General features: G+C 72.7%; 12 protein-coding genes. 1 reads left to right on the top strand and 11 read right to left on the bottom strand.

Annotation, left to right across the window (positions count from 1 at the left end; genetic code table 11):
* Positions 1 to 39: 39 nt before the first annotated feature.
* Together DFQ13_RS18320 and DFQ13_RS18315 are read right to left on the bottom strand one after the other, a co-directional pair.
* Positions 40 to 990, bottom strand: coding sequence for a D-alanine--D-alanine ligase family protein (locus DFQ13_RS18320; protein ID WP_035289835.1), 951 nt, complete (start codon positions 988 to 990; stop codon positions 40 to 42).
* Between the two features lie 125 nt (positions 991 to 1115).
* On the bottom strand, positions 1116 to 2435 hold the full coding sequence (locus DFQ13_RS18315) for an aminotransferase-like domain-containing protein (RefSeq protein ID WP_110080683.1): 1320 nt from the start codon (positions 2433 to 2435) through the stop codon (positions 1116 to 1118).
* 204 nt (positions 2436 to 2639) lie between these two features.
* Here DFQ13_RS18315 and DFQ13_RS18310 point away from each other — a divergent pair, with 204 nt between their 5' ends.
* Complete coding sequence (locus tag DFQ13_RS18310) at positions 2640 to 3269, top strand: GNAT family N-acetyltransferase (RefSeq protein WP_110080682.1); 630 nt, start codon at positions 2640 to 2642, stop codon at positions 3267 to 3269.
* Between the two features lie 42 nt (positions 3270 to 3311).
* On the opposite strand, the gene DFQ13_RS18305 is transcribed toward DFQ13_RS18310, so the two are convergent.
* The 9 genes from DFQ13_RS18305 to DFQ13_RS18265 form a co-directional block, all read right to left on the bottom strand.
* Entirely contained in the window at positions 3312 to 4457 is a 1146-nt protein-coding gene (locus DFQ13_RS18305; RefSeq protein WP_035289844.1) for an N-acetylmuramoyl-L-alanine amidase, read from the bottom strand.
* Between the two features lie 217 nt (positions 4458 to 4674).
* Positions 4675 to 5004, bottom strand: a complete 330-nt coding sequence (trxA, locus tag DFQ13_RS18300) for a thioredoxin (RefSeq protein ID WP_035289847.1) — start codon at positions 5002 to 5004, stop codon at positions 4675 to 4677.
* 31 nt (positions 5005 to 5035) lie between these two features.
* Positions 5036 to 6034, bottom strand: a complete 999-nt coding sequence (gene trxB / locus DFQ13_RS18295) for a thioredoxin-disulfide reductase (protein WP_035289849.1) — start codon at positions 6032 to 6034, stop codon at positions 5036 to 5038.
* A gap of 151 nt (positions 6035 to 6185) precedes the next feature.
* A complete protein-coding gene (locus DFQ13_RS18290) occupies positions 6186 to 6974 on the bottom strand; it encodes a hypothetical protein (protein ID WP_110080681.1) in 789 nt (262 codons plus the stop codon).
* Positions 6971 to 7597, bottom strand: coding sequence for an RNA polymerase sigma factor SigM (sigM, locus tag DFQ13_RS18285; RefSeq protein ID WP_110080680.1), 627 nt, complete (start codon positions 7595 to 7597; stop codon positions 6971 to 6973). Before sigM ends, DFQ13_RS18290 begins: the two co-directional genes overlap by 4 nt.
* 85 nt (positions 7598 to 7682) lie before the next feature.
* Positions 7683 to 9239 (bottom strand): protein kinase family protein, encoded by a 1557-nt coding sequence (locus tag DFQ13_RS18280; RefSeq protein WP_233438472.1) that lies wholly within the window; start codon positions 9237 to 9239, stop codon positions 7683 to 7685.
* Between the two features lie 81 nt (positions 9240 to 9320).
* On the bottom strand, positions 9321 to 11003 hold the full coding sequence (murJ, locus tag DFQ13_RS18275) for a murein biosynthesis integral membrane protein MurJ (RefSeq protein ID WP_084176416.1): 1683 nt from the start codon (positions 11001 to 11003) through the stop codon (positions 9321 to 9323).
* 51 nt (positions 11004 to 11054) lie between these two features.
* On the bottom strand, positions 11055 to 13223 hold the full coding sequence (locus tag DFQ13_RS18270; protein ID WP_110080678.1) for a DUF6049 family protein: 2169 nt from the start codon (positions 13221 to 13223) through the stop codon (positions 11055 to 11057).
* Between the two features lie 22 nt (positions 13224 to 13245).
* Positions 13246 to 13794, bottom strand: a complete 549-nt coding sequence (locus DFQ13_RS18265; protein WP_035289861.1) for an NUDIX hydrolase — start codon at positions 13792 to 13794, stop codon at positions 13246 to 13248.
* Positions 13795 to 13832: the final 38 nt, after the last annotated feature.

Below are 13832 nucleotides of genomic sequence, written 5' to 3'. Positions count from 1 at the left end.
TGTCACGGTGACGATTGCTCCGCGTGCGGCGGAACTGACTCAGCGTGCGCGGGCCACGGCCCGTTCGACGAGCCCCGCGTAGATCTCCCCGAAGGACAGACCGGCCGCCTCGATCGCCATCGGCACCAGCGAGGTCTCGGTCAGTCCGGGTGAGAGGTTCACCTCGAGGAAGTGCACCGCGCCGTCGGCGTCCACGACGGCGTCGGTGCGCGACACGTCCCGCAACCCGAGCAGCCGGTGCGCCGACACGGCGAGGTCGGCCACCGCCGCCGCGGTCTCCGCGCCCAACCGGGCCGGGGTGTGGAAGGTCGTGAGCCCGGCGGTGTAGCGGGCGGTGTAGTCGTACACCCCGGACTCCGGGGCGATCTCCACCGCGGGCAGCGCTGTCGGCCCGTCGGGCCCGTCGATGACGGTCACGGCCACCTCGACCCCGTCGACGTACTTCTCCGCCAGCACGGCGTCGCTGTAGGCCAGGCAACCGACCATCGCCGTGGGCAGCTCACCCGCCTCCCGCACGACCTGCGCACCCAGCGCCGAGCCGCCCTGGTGGGGCTTGAGCATCATCGGCAGCCCGAGCCGCTCCACCATGGCGTCGAGCACCGGCTGCGCGCCCAGCTCGCGGAACGTGCTGTGCGGCAGCACCACCCAGTCCGGCGTCAGCAGCCCGGCGCGGGCCAGCTCCGCCTTGGCGCTCGGCTTGTCCCACCCGCGGCGGCAGGCGTTGACGTCGGCGCCCACGTACGGGATGCCGAGCAGCTCCAGCACCGTCTGGATCGACCCGTTCTCCCCCTCGCCGCCGTGCAGGGCGATCACCACCGCGTCCGGCCGGGACTCCCGCAGCCGCGGCAGCAGCGACGCGTCGGCGTCCCACTCCTCCACCACGACCCCGGCGGAGCGCAGCGCGGCCGACACCCGGCGACCGGAGCGCAGCGACACGTCGCGCTCGTGGGACAGACCTCCGGCGAGCACAGCGACCCAGCGGTCGGACACGGCGAACTCCTCGGTGTGACCGGTTGTCGAACCGGGCTGCGGGCATCAGGACAGGACCGGCGGCGGGCACCGCAACAGCGACGGGCCCCGCCGCACGGGCACCGGACGGTACCGGGTGCCGGACGTCAGGCCGTGTCGGGGGAAGGCGTCTGCGGACCGGTCAGCGAGCGGCTGGTGGTCGGGCCGAACGTGTTGAGCAGGTCGATCTCCTGCGCCAGCACGCCCGCGAGCCGCCGCACGCCCTCGGAGATCCGCTCCGGCGGCGGGTAGCAGAACGACAGGCGCATCTGCCTGCTGCCGAACCCGTCCGCGTAGAACCCGGTGCCCGGCACGTACGCCACCCTGGCGGTGACCGCGCGCGGCTGCATCGCCTTGGTGTCCACGCCCTCGGGCACGGTCATCCACACGAAGAAGCCGCCGTCGGGGTTGGTCCAGCTGCACCCGGCGGGCATGTGCTGCTCCAGCCCGGAGATCAGCGCGTCGCGCCGCTCGCGGTACATGGTCTGGAAGGACTTGATCTGGCCCTTCCAGTCGTGCGTGGCCAGGTAGCGGGAGACGACCATCTGGTTGAGCGTGGGGGCGCACAGCGCGGCCGACTCGGCGGCCAGGACCAGCTTCTCCCGGACCGCGTGCGGGGCCAGCGCCCAGCCGACGCGCAGGCCGGAGGCGAAGGTCTTGGAGAACGAGCCCAGGTAGATGACGTTGTCGCGGTCCATCGAGCGCAGCGCAGGGTAGACCTGCCCGTCGAAGCCGAGCAGGCCGTACGGGTTGTCCTCGACGACCAGCACGTCGTGCGCGGCGCAGATGTCGAGGACCTCGGCCCGCCGGGCGACCGCCATGGTCACCCCGGCGGGGTTGTTGAAGTTCGGGATCGTGTAGAGGAACTTGACCCGCCGCCCGGCCTGCTTGGCGGCGTCCAGGGCCGCGCGCAGCGCCTCCGGGACCAGGCCGTCGGCGTCCATCACCACGTGCCGGACCTCGGCCTGGTAGGAGGCGAAGGTGCCCAGCGCGCCGACGTAGGACGGCCCCTCGGCGAGCACGATGTCGCCCGGGTCGCAGAAGATGCGGGTGACCAGGTCCAAGGCCATCTGCGAGCCGACCGTGACGACCAGGTCGTCCGGGTGCCCGGAGATGCCCTCCAGCGCCATGACCTCGCAGATCTGCTCGCGCAGCAGCGGGACGCCGTGCGCGGAGCCGTACTGCAGGGCGGTGAGCCCCTCCTCCGCGATGATCCGCCCGACCTGCTCCGACAGCGACTCCAGCGGCAGCGCCGCCAGGTTCGGCATCCCACCGGCCAGCGAGACCACCTCGGGCCTGCTCGCCACCGCGAACAGCGCCCGGACCTCGGACGCGGTCATCCCGCCCGCCCGTGCCGCGTAGCGCCGCAGGTGCGGGTCGAGGCTGCGGGAGCCGGTTCTCTCGGGCTGCTGTCCAGGCGTGGTCATGGCTCGCTCCGTCGCTGTCAAGTCCGATCGAGTGTAACCGGAGGGGTGACTTACCTCCGATAATCGGTCCCTGCGGTTCCGGCGCAGCTCACATCGCCCTATTGTTGGACGGGTCATATTGTGTTGGCCGTTGTCACCCATGCAACTCGCCGTCGGCGATCCGTGCGGGCGTTGCGACAGGTCCGCGAGGCATCAGGAGGTTGGGTGTCCCGACGTGTCGTGGGCGTCACCCTGGACAACCTGGAGCACCTGCCGAAGCACTGCCGCGGCTGCGTGTACTGGGAATTGGCGCCGCACCTGAAGGAGCAGGCCGAGGAGTTCGGCACGACCGAGCTGGAGAAGGAGGCCTGGGTCTCCAGCGTGCTGCTGGAGTGGGGCTCCTGCGGTCGGGTCGTCTACAGCGACAAGCTCCCGGTCGGGTTCGTGCTCTACGCCCCGCCGAACGCCGTGCCCCGCGCGTCGGCCTTCCCGACGTCGCCGATCAGCGCCGACGCGGTCGTGCTCACCGGCTTCCACATCGTCCCGGAGTTCCGCGGCGGCGGCCTGGGTCGGATGCTGGTGCAGGCGGTGGCCAAGGACCTCACCCGCCGCGGCGTGAAGGCGATCGAAGCCTTCGGCGACGCGCAGCCGGACGAGGAGCGCTCCTGCGTGGTCCCGGCCGACTTCCTGACCAGCGTCGGCTTCAAGACCGTGCGCCCGCACCCCCGCTGGCCCCGGCTGCGGTTGGAGCTGCGCACCGGGATCACCTGGAAGGAAGACGTCGAGGCGGCCCTGGAGCGCCTGCTGAACACCGTCTCGGTGTCCACCGCGAACCCGGTGCTGCAACGCGGGTGAGCGCTGGCAGACGCCCCCGCAAAGGCTTGCGGGGGCGGTCGGTCAGCCCCGGGCCAGCAGCTCGTGGGCCATCACGTCGGCGAAGCTGAACGTGCCGGTCGGCTGGTCGTTCTCCCCCAGCAGGTACAGCCGCTTCACCGCCACGACGATGCCCTCGGCGACCACGTCCCGGAACGCCGGGTCGACCAGCCGGGCCCGGTCCTCGGCGTTGGACAGGTAGCCGATCTCGATCCGCACCGCCGGGCAGCGGGTCAGCCGCAGCACGTCCCACGTCTTCGGGTGGGTGCCGCAGTCGCGCAACCCGGTGCGCATGGCCAGTTCGCGCTGGATCAGCCCGGCCATCGCCTCGCCCAGGGTGGACGTGGCGCCGTTGCCGGTGCCGAAGTGGAAGCTCGCCACCCCCTGCGCGTGCGGGGAGCTGTTGGCGTCGGTGTGCAGGGACAGCACCAGGTCGGCCCCGGCGTCGTTGGCGAACCGGGCGCGCTCGGACTCGTCCGGGCACTGGTCGGGGCCGCGGGAGAGCAGCGCCTCCATGCCGGTGGCCACCATCCGGCCCTCCAGCCTGCTGGCCAGGTCCCACATCAGCGCGGCCTCGGTGACGTCCCCGGCGACGATCCCGGTGTCGGCACCGCCGTGGCCGGGGTCGATCACGATCCGCTTGCCGCGCAGCCGCGGCCCCGAGCGGCGGACCCGCTCCTGCTCGCGCAGCAGCACCGGGCGACCGCCGCGGGCGCGCGGGGAGAGCTGGCGCAGCGCGCGCACCGTCTCCGGGCCGCAGATGCCGTCCACGGTCAGGCCGTAGTCGCGCTGGAAGTTGCGCAGCGCCGACTCGGTCTGCCCGACGAACACGCCGTTCGGGCGGCCCGCGTCGTAGCCCAGCTCCAGCAGCCGCTCCTGCAGCGTCAGGACGTCGTCACCGGTGATCGGCGCGGACACCATGTACGCCAGCGGGCGACCGCCGAGCTGGTGGGTGGCGTCGCGCAGCGCCCGGTAGGTGGCCGGGCCGACCAGCCCGTCGGTGATCAGCCCGCGCTGCTGCTGGAACGCGCGGATCGCGCCCTCCATCAGCGGGTCGAACAGGACTTGCTCGGCCGGGCCGGTGACCGGGGGCAACAGGCCCAACGCTGCGAGCGTGGACCGAACCTCGGCCACGGCCGGTCCCCCATCGCCGCGGCGCAGTACCCGCATTCACGCTCTCGCTCTCCGGACGGGCACCCGCGGGAAGGGACGGGCGCGGAATCGGTGACGACTGACCATTGTGCCTTGTCCACCTGGCTTGCACCCGGAGGGGCGTGCGACGTGCGAACGGGGCCCGTGCGTCGCACACAGGACGCACGGGCCCCGGGTCGGGGTTGCCTCGGTTTGGGCTGATCAGCCCGGCTCGGCCCGGGATCAGCCCGGGATCTCAGCCCAGGTAGTCGGCGAGGTCCTTGAGCAGCACGGCCTTCGGCTTGGCGCCCACGATGGTCTTCACCGCCTTGCCGCCCTGGAACACGATCATCGTCGGCACCGACATGATCTGGTAGTCGCGCGCGGTGCCCGGGTTCTTGTCGATGTCGACCTTCGCCACGGTGATCTTGTCCTTGTTCTCGCCCGCGATCTCGTCCAGCACCGGCGAGACCATCCGGCACGGCCCGCACCAGGTTGCCCAGAAGTCCACGATCACCGGCTTGTCGCTGGTCAGGACCTCGTCCACGAAGGTCTTGTCGGTCACGTCGACGGTGTTGCCAGCCATCTCTTCTTCTCCTCAGACAGGTTGCGGGATGTCAGTTGGTGCCGGGGCCGTAGCCGCCGCCGACCAGCTCGGGGGCCGACTCGGCCTGCGCCGAACCGTGCTCGGCGAGCCAGCGCTCGGCGTCGATCGCGGCCGCGCAGCCCGACCCCGCGGCGGTGATGGCCTGGCGGTACTCGTGGTCGACCAGGTCGCCCGCGGCGAACACGCCGTCGAGGTTGGTGTAGCTGCTCTTGCCCCTGGTCACCACGTAGCCCTCGGCGTCGACGTCGACCTGGCCGGTGACCAGCGCGCTGCGCGGGTCGTGGCCGATGGCCAGGAAGAAGCCGGTGACGTCGAGCACCGACTCCGCGCCGGTCGCGGTGTCGCGCAGCTTCAGGCCCTTGACGGTGCCGTCGCCGGTGACCTCGGTGACCTCGGAGTTGAGCTGCCAGCGGATCTTCTCGTTGGCCCTGGCCCGTTCCAGCATGATCCGGGAGGCGCGGAAGTCCTCGCGCCGGTGGATGACGGTGACCGACCTGGCGAACCGGGTGAGGAAGGTGGCCTCCTCCATCGCCGAGTCGCCGCCGCCGAGCACGGCGATGTCCTGGTCGCGGAAGAAGAAGCCGTCGCAGGTGGCGCACGCCGACACGCCGCGGCCGAGCAGCTCCTGCTCACCGGGCACGTTCAGGTAGCGCGCGGCGGCGCCCATCGCCAGGATGACCGCGCGCGCGGCGTAGCGGACGCCGTTGGCGGTGACGTACTTGACCTCGCCGGTCAGCTCGACCTCGTCGACGTCCTCGGCGCGCAGCTCGGCGCCGAACCGCTCGGCCTGCGCGCGCATCTGCTCCATCAGCTCGGGGCCCATGATGCCGTCGCGGAAGCCGGGGAAGTTCTCCACCTCGGTGGTCGTCATCAGCGCCCCACCGAACTGCGATCCCTCGAACACCAGCGGTTCGAGCTGGGCGCGGGCGGCGTACACGGCGGCCGTGTACCCGGCCGGACCGGAACCGACGATGATCAGGTCACGGATCTGGTCCGCTTGCGCAGCCATGCTGCTCCTCCGTCGACAAGTCGCCCGGGCCGTTTCCCTGGCGCTCTGGTGTCAACGCGATCGTATGCGCCGGTTGTTCCGCGCCCGCCGTGACGGGTCGCACCGGCGGGACTCGGAGGAAAACCGCAGCGGGAGGACCGCCGCGACCGCGTCAGCCGATGACGGTGTCGGCCAGCGCGGAGCAGTCCGGCTCGACCACCAGCACCCGGAACTTCCCCAGTTCGCCGGGCACCAGCAGGATCGCCATCGTCCCCGGCTTCCCGTCGAGGGTCACCGGGCGCACGCCGATCGTCTGCGCCTTGGCCGGGTCGACGTCGTTGGCCGCCAGGCACCGGTCCAGCCCGGCCTGGTCGCCGAGGTCGCCGTAGTCCTTGGTGGTGCCGACCTTGCCGATCGCGCCACCCAGGTCGGAGCTGGAGGCCGCCAGCGGCGGCTGCGCCCCCGGGACCTGGGTCTGCCCGCTGGGCGGCATCGCCGCCTTCGGCACCCCCGTCGTCGACGTGGGCACGACCGCGATCGAGATCGCCACCGCGGCGGCGGCCGCGGTCAGCAGCCCACCGGCCCACGCGGCCATCCGGTTGCGCTTGCGCCGCGCGGCGTCCAGGTCGACCACCGGGGCCAGCCCCGGCTGCGGCGGCAGCGGCGCGACCGCCACCCCACCGCCGGGAGCCCGTCGGGCCTCGGCGTCCAGTGCGGCGTCCAGGCGCGCGGCGAAGTGGGCGGGCATCGGCGCGACCGGGGCCGCGCCGAGGTCACCGAGGTCGGTGCGCACCGATTCCAGCGCGTCCAGGATCGCCCGCGCCGCCGGGTCCGCCTCCACCCGCGGCCACAACCGGGCGCTCTGCTCCCGGTCCAGCACCCCCGCGTGCAGGTCGGCGAGGAGGTCGACAGACCACGGCGGGCCTGAGGGGCCTCGACCGCCCCGAACCTCGTCCGTCATCGTCCCTCCCGCTGGCGCCTGCTCGGCACATCTCGCCCGTCCATACCGCCACCTGGGACGTTCGCATCTGCATCGGGGTTCCACAGATGTCCGAGAACTTTCGCCAGCTTCGCCCGACCGCGCGCACAACGGCTCTTCACGGTGCCCTCGGCGATGCCCAGCATCTTCGCCGTCTCGGCCACCGAGTAGCCCTCGACGTCCACCAGCAGGATCGGCACCCGCTGGTCCTCGGACAGCTCCTGCAACGCCGTCTGCACCACCAGCCGCGTCTCCCGTTCCGCCATCGCGTCGCGCGGGGTGACCGGCTCGCCCGGCCCGGTCTCCGGCAGCGGCACCGTCGGGCGGGCCTGCCTGCGCCGGACCCGGTCCAGGCAGGCGTTCACCACGATGCGGTGCAACCACGTGGTGACCTGGGACTCGGCCCGGAACGACCCCGCCGCGCGGAACGCGGAGATGAACGCCTCCTGCAGCGCGTCCGACGCCTCCTCCGGGTCGCGGAGGGTGCGCAGCGCGACGGCCCACATCCGGTCCCGGTGGCGGCGCACGAGCTCGGCGAAGGCGCGTGCGTCCCCCGCGGCGTGCGCCGCGATGAGGTCGGCGTCCGAACTGGCAGCGGCGGTCACGCGAACAGGGTATAGGGCACTTCCCGGGCGGTGTGACCGGCTCCGACCAGCAGTGACGGGCTGTGCCCGACCGGCGGACCCGCCGTCACCGGGAACGCACGAACCCGACCTCGGTGAGTTCGGACACGTTCCCCTCGCCCAGGGCGGTGATCCAGACCAGCAGGTGCTGGGACGGCTCGGCGCTGTCGAGCTGGAGCTTGTTCTGCCCCGCCGACAGGGTGGCCCGCCCGATCACCCTGGTCTCCTCCAGCGACGGCTTCTCCGACGGGGCCGTGCGGATCTCCACCACGGTGCCCGCGCTCGGCGAGTCGATGGTGACCTCGGCGAAGCGGACCGGCTCGGCGAACGACGCCATGATCCCCACACCGGGCTTGAGCGCCGGGAACTGCCGCTGGTACCTGTCGGTCTTCCACGCGGTCTGCGCGTCGCCGTCGACCGCGCGGCTGGCCCGGTTGGGGTTGTCGGCGGTGCCCTTGACGTTGAACACCTTCACGCTGGCGGCGTCGATCGGCTGGGCGGGCTGCGGCGGGGCGGGCGCGTTCTCCGGCACGCCGCCCGGGGCCGTGGCCACCGCGACCGGCCCGCCCGCGCTGGGGCCGTCGTCGCCGAAGAAGCCGATGAGCTGGGTGCCGAGCCAGGCCAGCACGCCGACGGTGGCCACCGCCAGCGCGGTCACGCCGATGGCGAGCTTGCGCCGCTTGGTGCGGTCGTTGCTGGGCCGCCGGGTCGTCCAGACCGCGCCGTCGTCCTCGTACTCCTCTTCCTCGTCGACCGCCGCGATGGTCTCGGTGACGTCCGGGGCCGCCTTCGCCCGCTCCAGCACCCGGATCAGCCCGGCGCTGGTGCGGATGCCGCCGGTCTCGTCGTCGGACAGGCTGCGGACCGCGGCGGCGGAGAGGTCGTGCGGGATGTAGCCGAACATCGCCCGCGGCGACACGACCCGGCCGTCCGGCCCGGTCGGCGCGGCGGGCACCCCGGCCGGGCCGTCGGGCAGCGGCCAGCGGCCGGTCAGCAGCAGGTACAGCAGCGCGCCGAGACCGCGCACGTCGTCCTGCAGGTCGGTGTCGGGCAGCGGGCCGGGGAAGGCGAGCTTGAGCGTGCCCTCGGGGCTGACCAGGACCCGCTGCGGGTGGTCGACGCCGAGGACCAGGCCGCTGTGGTGGGCCAGTTCGACCGCGGCGGCCAGCGGTTCCAGCAGCCGGGCGGCGGTCGCGGGCGGCAGCGGGTGCTCGGCGATGACGTCGAGCAGGTCGGTGCCCTGGGTCCAGTCGGCCACGATCATGCCCAGCAGGCCCTCACCGTGGCCGATGCCGTTGCCGGGGCTGAGCACGTCGAGCACCCTGGCCTGGCCGGGGTGGGTGATCGGGGCGGAGTAGGTGACCCGCTCCAGGGTGCGCCGGGCCGCCGCGGCGGCGGCACCGTCCCCCGGGTCGGCGATCAGCAGCGTCAGCGCCACGTCGCGGCGCAGTTGCCCGTCCTGGGCGCGCCACAGCTCGGCGCGGGCGCGCTCGTCGACGCCGAACCGGGCCAGCAGCCGGTAGCGGCCGTCGCCGACGACGGCACCGGGCACGAGGAGACCGTCCTTGGCCCGCAGACCAGCCGATCCCTCGCCCCCTGGGTACTCGGTCCGTCTTGTCGTCACCGTTCTCTCCGCCTGCCGACGCCCCTGCCGACGTTGCTCACGAGGGTACGGGAAATCCGCCGCCCACCGGCGACGAGCGGATCAACCGCGGCGCACCAGTCGGGTGATCCGGTCGGTCGCGGGCTTGAGCTCGGGCACCCGGAACAGCGCGAGCACGCCGAACGCGACCACGCTCGCCACCAGCCCCTGCACCACCAGCGCCACCCACGCGCTGACCCGCCCCTCGACCCCGGCGGGCAGCACCAGCCCGGTGACCAGCCACCCGGCGGCCACCCCGGCGACCCCGGCCACCACGCTCATCGCGATGACCTTGACGACCTTCTTGCTGTGCAGGTTGCCCAGCCGCACCCACAGCCACATCTGGCCCAGGACCGCGCCGACGACGAAGGTCAGCGAGTTGACCAGCATCACGCCGATGACCACCTGGTCGGGGCGCACCACGGCGGCGGTCATGTACAGCAGCGGGACCTTCACCACGGTCATCACGACCATGATCAGCGTCGGCGTGCGCGCGTCCTTCATCGCGTAGAACACCCGGAGCTGCAACATCACCAGCGCGTAGGGCAGCAGGCCGAACGCGGAGAACGCCAGCGCCAGGCCCAGCCGCTGCGCCGCGACGAAGGTCGTCTCACCGGCGTTGAACAGCGCCACGCCGATCGCCGACCCGGTCACGGTCAGCACCGCGCTGATCGGCACCAGCATCACCGTCGACAGCCGCGCCCCCACCGACAGGTCGTCGACCAGCTTCTTCGTGTCGCCCGCGGCCGCGGCCCTGCTCATCCTCGGCAGGATCGCGGTCAGCAGCGAGACGCCGATGACGCCGTAGGGGAGCTGGAACAGCAGCCAGGCGTTGGCGTAGATCGTCGCGCCGCCGTCGGCCGCCGCGGTCAGCACCCGCTGGGTGATCACCATGCCCGCCTGGCTGATCGCCACGTACCCCAGAATCCACAGCGCCAGCCCGCCGAACTCCTTGAGCCGGGCGTCGATGCCCCAGGTCCAGCGGAACCGGAACCCGATCCGGCGCAGCGCGGGCAGCAGCATCGCCGACTGCACCACGATGCCCAGCGTCACCCCGACACCGAGGGTCAGCACGTGCGCGTCGGTCATCCGCACCGGGTCGATGGTGATCTCGCCGGGCAGCAGCGCGTAGGCGCCGAGGGTGGCGATGATGACCAGGTTGTTGACCACCGGCGCCCACGCGGTCGGCCCGAACACCTGCCGGGCCTGCAGGATCGCCGAGAGCAGCGCGAACAGCCCGTAGAACAGGATCTCCGGCAGCAGCAGGTAGGCGAACACCGTCACCAGGTCCGGGTTGGCCCGGCCGGTCGAGCCGTCCACGTAGAGCCAGGTGAACAGCGGCGCGGCGGCCACCGCGACCACGGTGCCGACCGCCAACCCGGTGAGCCCCACGGTGAGCAGCCGGTTCGTGTACTCGGCGCCGCCGTCCGGGTCGTCCTGCGAGCGCACCAGCAGCGGCACCACGATGCTCGCCAGCACCCCGCCGAGCAGCAGCTCGAAGATGATGTTGGGCAGCGTGTTGGCGATGGTGAACGAGTCGGACACCACGTCCGTGCCGACCACCCAGGCCAGCATGATCTTCCAGAAGAACCCGGTGATCCGGCTGACCAGGGTGGCGATCGCCATCGACCCGCTGGCCTTCGCCAGCGACGGCGTCGGCGCGGCCGCCCGCTGGGCCGGGGGCACCTGCGCGGTGCCCTCCCCGGGCGCGTCCTGCTGCACGCTGTCCGTCCTCGGTGTGCTCACTTGTACCCCGCCTGAGAGCTGGTCCTGCCCCGAGCCACCGCCGGGGCACCGTCAGAGCTGGTCGGTCACCGCGGTGCCCGCCGTGCGCCGCGCGCGAATCCTGCGGAACAACCGCAGGCCGACCAACAGCACGAGAACACCGGCGGCCAGGAAGGTTACCGCCAGGGTGATGCTGCCGTACGAGGTCGAGTTCAGTTCGACCCGGGAGGTCCCGCCGAGCCGGGTGCCCTGCTCGGTGGTCAGCCAGATGTCGACGCTGAACCGGCCGGACCGGGTGACCTCGGCGGGCAGGTAGCGCGGCAGCGACGCCTTCGCCGGGATCTGCACCACGATCTGCTGCTCCGGCTTGAGCCCGGGGGTGGACCCGAGGTTGATCCGGGCCTGCACCTTCACCGGCAGCCAGTTGGTGATGTAGACCGGGATCGGGCTGTCCGCCGAGGCCAGCGACAGCGGCCTGCCCGGGTCGGTCACCGTCACCTGCGACAGCAGCGCCGACATCTGGTTCGACACCTCGTTGGTGGCCGCCCCCGCCCGCTCCGGGGTGGACCGCCAAGCGGCCGACGACGCCCGGATCAACCCGGCGCGCAGCGGCTGCACCAGCGCGTCCGGCTGCACGAGCTGGGTGTCGTCCTCGAACAGCACGGTGCTGGTCAGCTCGCGCTGCATCGCGTCGACCTGGGCCACGGCCGCGACCGCCGACGACGGCAGCTCGGCGGCGGTGTCGGCGGCGGAGTAGTCCACCCCGCCCGCCTGCCCCTGCTCGGCGCCGTCGACCAGCGACTGCAACCCCAGCGTGTCGAGGTAGCCCTGGGCCTCCAGCGACTCGATGGCCTGCAGGAACACGGTCAGCTCCGCACCGGAGGCGTTCCACCTGCGCGGCGGGGCGACCAGCTCGACCTGCCCGGGAACGGCCTGGAAGGCGGCGCGGAACACCAGGGTCGCCAGCCCGTTCTGCACCGAGGACGTCTTCACCCCGGAGTCGTCGCCGGTGGTCCGCGGGGACAGCGAGTTGGCGATCAACTGGTCGTGGGGGACGGCGTTGAGGTTGTCGCCCAGCCGGTACGGCGCCGCGCCGGAGGTGTCGCGCAGCTTGCCGGAGTCGACCAGCACCGTGGTGCGGCGCAGCTTCGCCAGGTCGCCCAGGGTGCGCGCGTCGAGGGTGCCGGTCTCCGGCCACACCACCCCGGCCAGCGGTTTCGTGCCCAGCGCGGTCTCCACCAACGCGGCCACGTCGAGCGCGTCGGCCTGCAGGGTCGTCGCCCCGGCCCGCGACAGCGCCGCCAGGTCCGCGTCGGCGTAGGGCAGCGCCACCACGCACTGGCCGCGGGTCAGCTCCTTCACCCGGTCCAGCCACAACTGCGCGGCCCGGCCGCCGCTGCCGTCGACCAGCCGCCCGTCGGCGGTGCGCACCCGGTAGCCGGTGGTCATCACCTGCACGGACTCCAGCAGGTCCGGGTCCACGGCGAAGCACAGCGAGCGCAGCACCGCCGCGTTCGACCGCGCCGCCCGCTGCACCGCGTCGACCAGGTTGAACAACCGGCCGCCGGACACCGAGGAGGACAGGCCGTCGTCGGAGAACACCGGCGGGGTCCCGTCGAGCGGGGTCTGCACCCGGCGCGGCCGGTCGTCGACCAGCGGCCACAGCACGGTCAGCCTGCTCGGCGCGGCGGGCGGGGGAACCGCGCCGCCACCGGGGACCGACAGCACCGGCAGCAGCGTGCTCAGCGCGCCGACCCGCTCGGTGCGGCCGAACTCCGGGTCACCGTTGAAGTTGAGGGCCACCGGGTACACCCCGGGCCGGTCCAGCTTCAACGCGCCCCTGTCCGCGCCCAGCGGCACGGAGATCGAGAACTCCGCCGACTCACCGGGGTCCAGGCGGTCGGAGATCGGCTGGAAGGTGGAGCTGACCTGCGGGCGGTTCACCGCGTCGGTCTTCTGCGGGTCGTTGAGCGCGCCGCGCAGCGCCGACTCGGTGTCGAGCACCGCGCCGCGCTGCAACCGGGCCTCGATCTGCTCGACGTTGCGGTCACCGGTGTTGGTGATCCGCCCGGTCACGGTGATGGCCTGCGCCGCCGCGTCCACCACCCGGGGCAGCAGTTGGTCGAGGTCGACGCGCAGCCGCCCCGACTGCTGCGCCGCCGCCGAGGGCAGCGGCACCACCAGCGCCGCCAGGACCGCGGTGAGCACCACCAGGCCGGTGCGGCGCAGTCGATCAGTCACGGGTTCGCTCCAGGCATCGCGTTCAGGCCCGTCCGACCTCGGGCAGGTCCGACTCCACCGGATCGGGTGACAGTGGATGCTCGGAGAGTAGTTGGCGGGCTTTGCGCACCAGACGGCGCTCGTCGGCGTAGGCCAGCCGGGCGTCGAGCTCGTCGAAGTCCACCCAGGCCACCTCGGTCACCTCGACGTCCTCGTCGGACAGCTCGAAGGAGTGCGCCACCAGCAGGAAGTGGTGCACGGTCTTGTGGATGCGCCGGGTGCCGTCGGCCACGAACCAGTAGTCGATCGTGCCGAGCGGGCGCACCACCTCGCCGTCGATGCCGGTCTCCTCGGCGACCTCGCGCACCGCGGTCTGCTCGGGGGTCTCCCCGGCCTCGATGTGCCCCTTCGGCAGCGACCACAGCAACCGCCCCCGCCGGTCCAACCTGCCGATCAACGCCACCCGGAAGGTGGAGCGGTCGATGACGAGACCACCCGCGGAGGTCTCGTCGACCGTGGTCAGCTTCCGGCCGCGGCGGCGCAACCGGCGGCCGGACCGCGCGCCTCGGGACCTGCCGGAAGACGGGGGCATGGAGGCGATGGTAGTGCGATCGGCGCAGTGGGGGCGGC

The sequence above is a fragment of the Actinokineospora spheciospongiae genome (assembly GCF_003182415.1).
In the GTDB taxonomy this organism is placed as follows: domain Bacteria; phylum Actinomycetota; class Actinomycetes; order Mycobacteriales; family Pseudonocardiaceae; genus Actinokineospora; species Actinokineospora spheciospongiae.
This window is presented reverse-complemented; position numbering and strand designations above follow the sequence as displayed.

Bases quoted from the DNA above. Each gene is read 5' to 3' on its own strand.
- DFQ13_RS18290 (WP_110080681.1), bottom strand. From the start codon at position 6,974: ATGACGGACGAGGTTCGGGGCGGTCGAGGCCCCTCAGGCCCGCCGTGG.
- DFQ13_RS18265 (WP_035289861.1), bottom strand. From the start codon at position 13,794: ATGCCCCCGTCTTCCGGCAGGTCCCGAGGCGCGCGGTCCGGCCGCCGG.
- trxB (WP_035289849.1), bottom strand. From the start codon at position 6,034: ATGGCTGCGCAAGCGGACCAGATCCGTGACCTGATCATCGTCGGTTCC.
- trxA (WP_035289847.1), bottom strand. From the start codon at position 5,004: ATGGCTGGCAACACCGTCGACGTGACCGACAAGACCTTCGTGGACGAG.
- DFQ13_RS18305 (WP_035289844.1), bottom strand. From the start codon at position 4,457: ATGCGGGTACTGCGCCGCGGCGATGGGGGACCGGCCGTGGCCGAGGTT.
- DFQ13_RS18315 (WP_110080683.1), bottom strand. From the start codon at position 2,435: ATGACCACGCCTGGACAGCAGCCCGAGAGAACCGGCTCCCGCAGCCTC.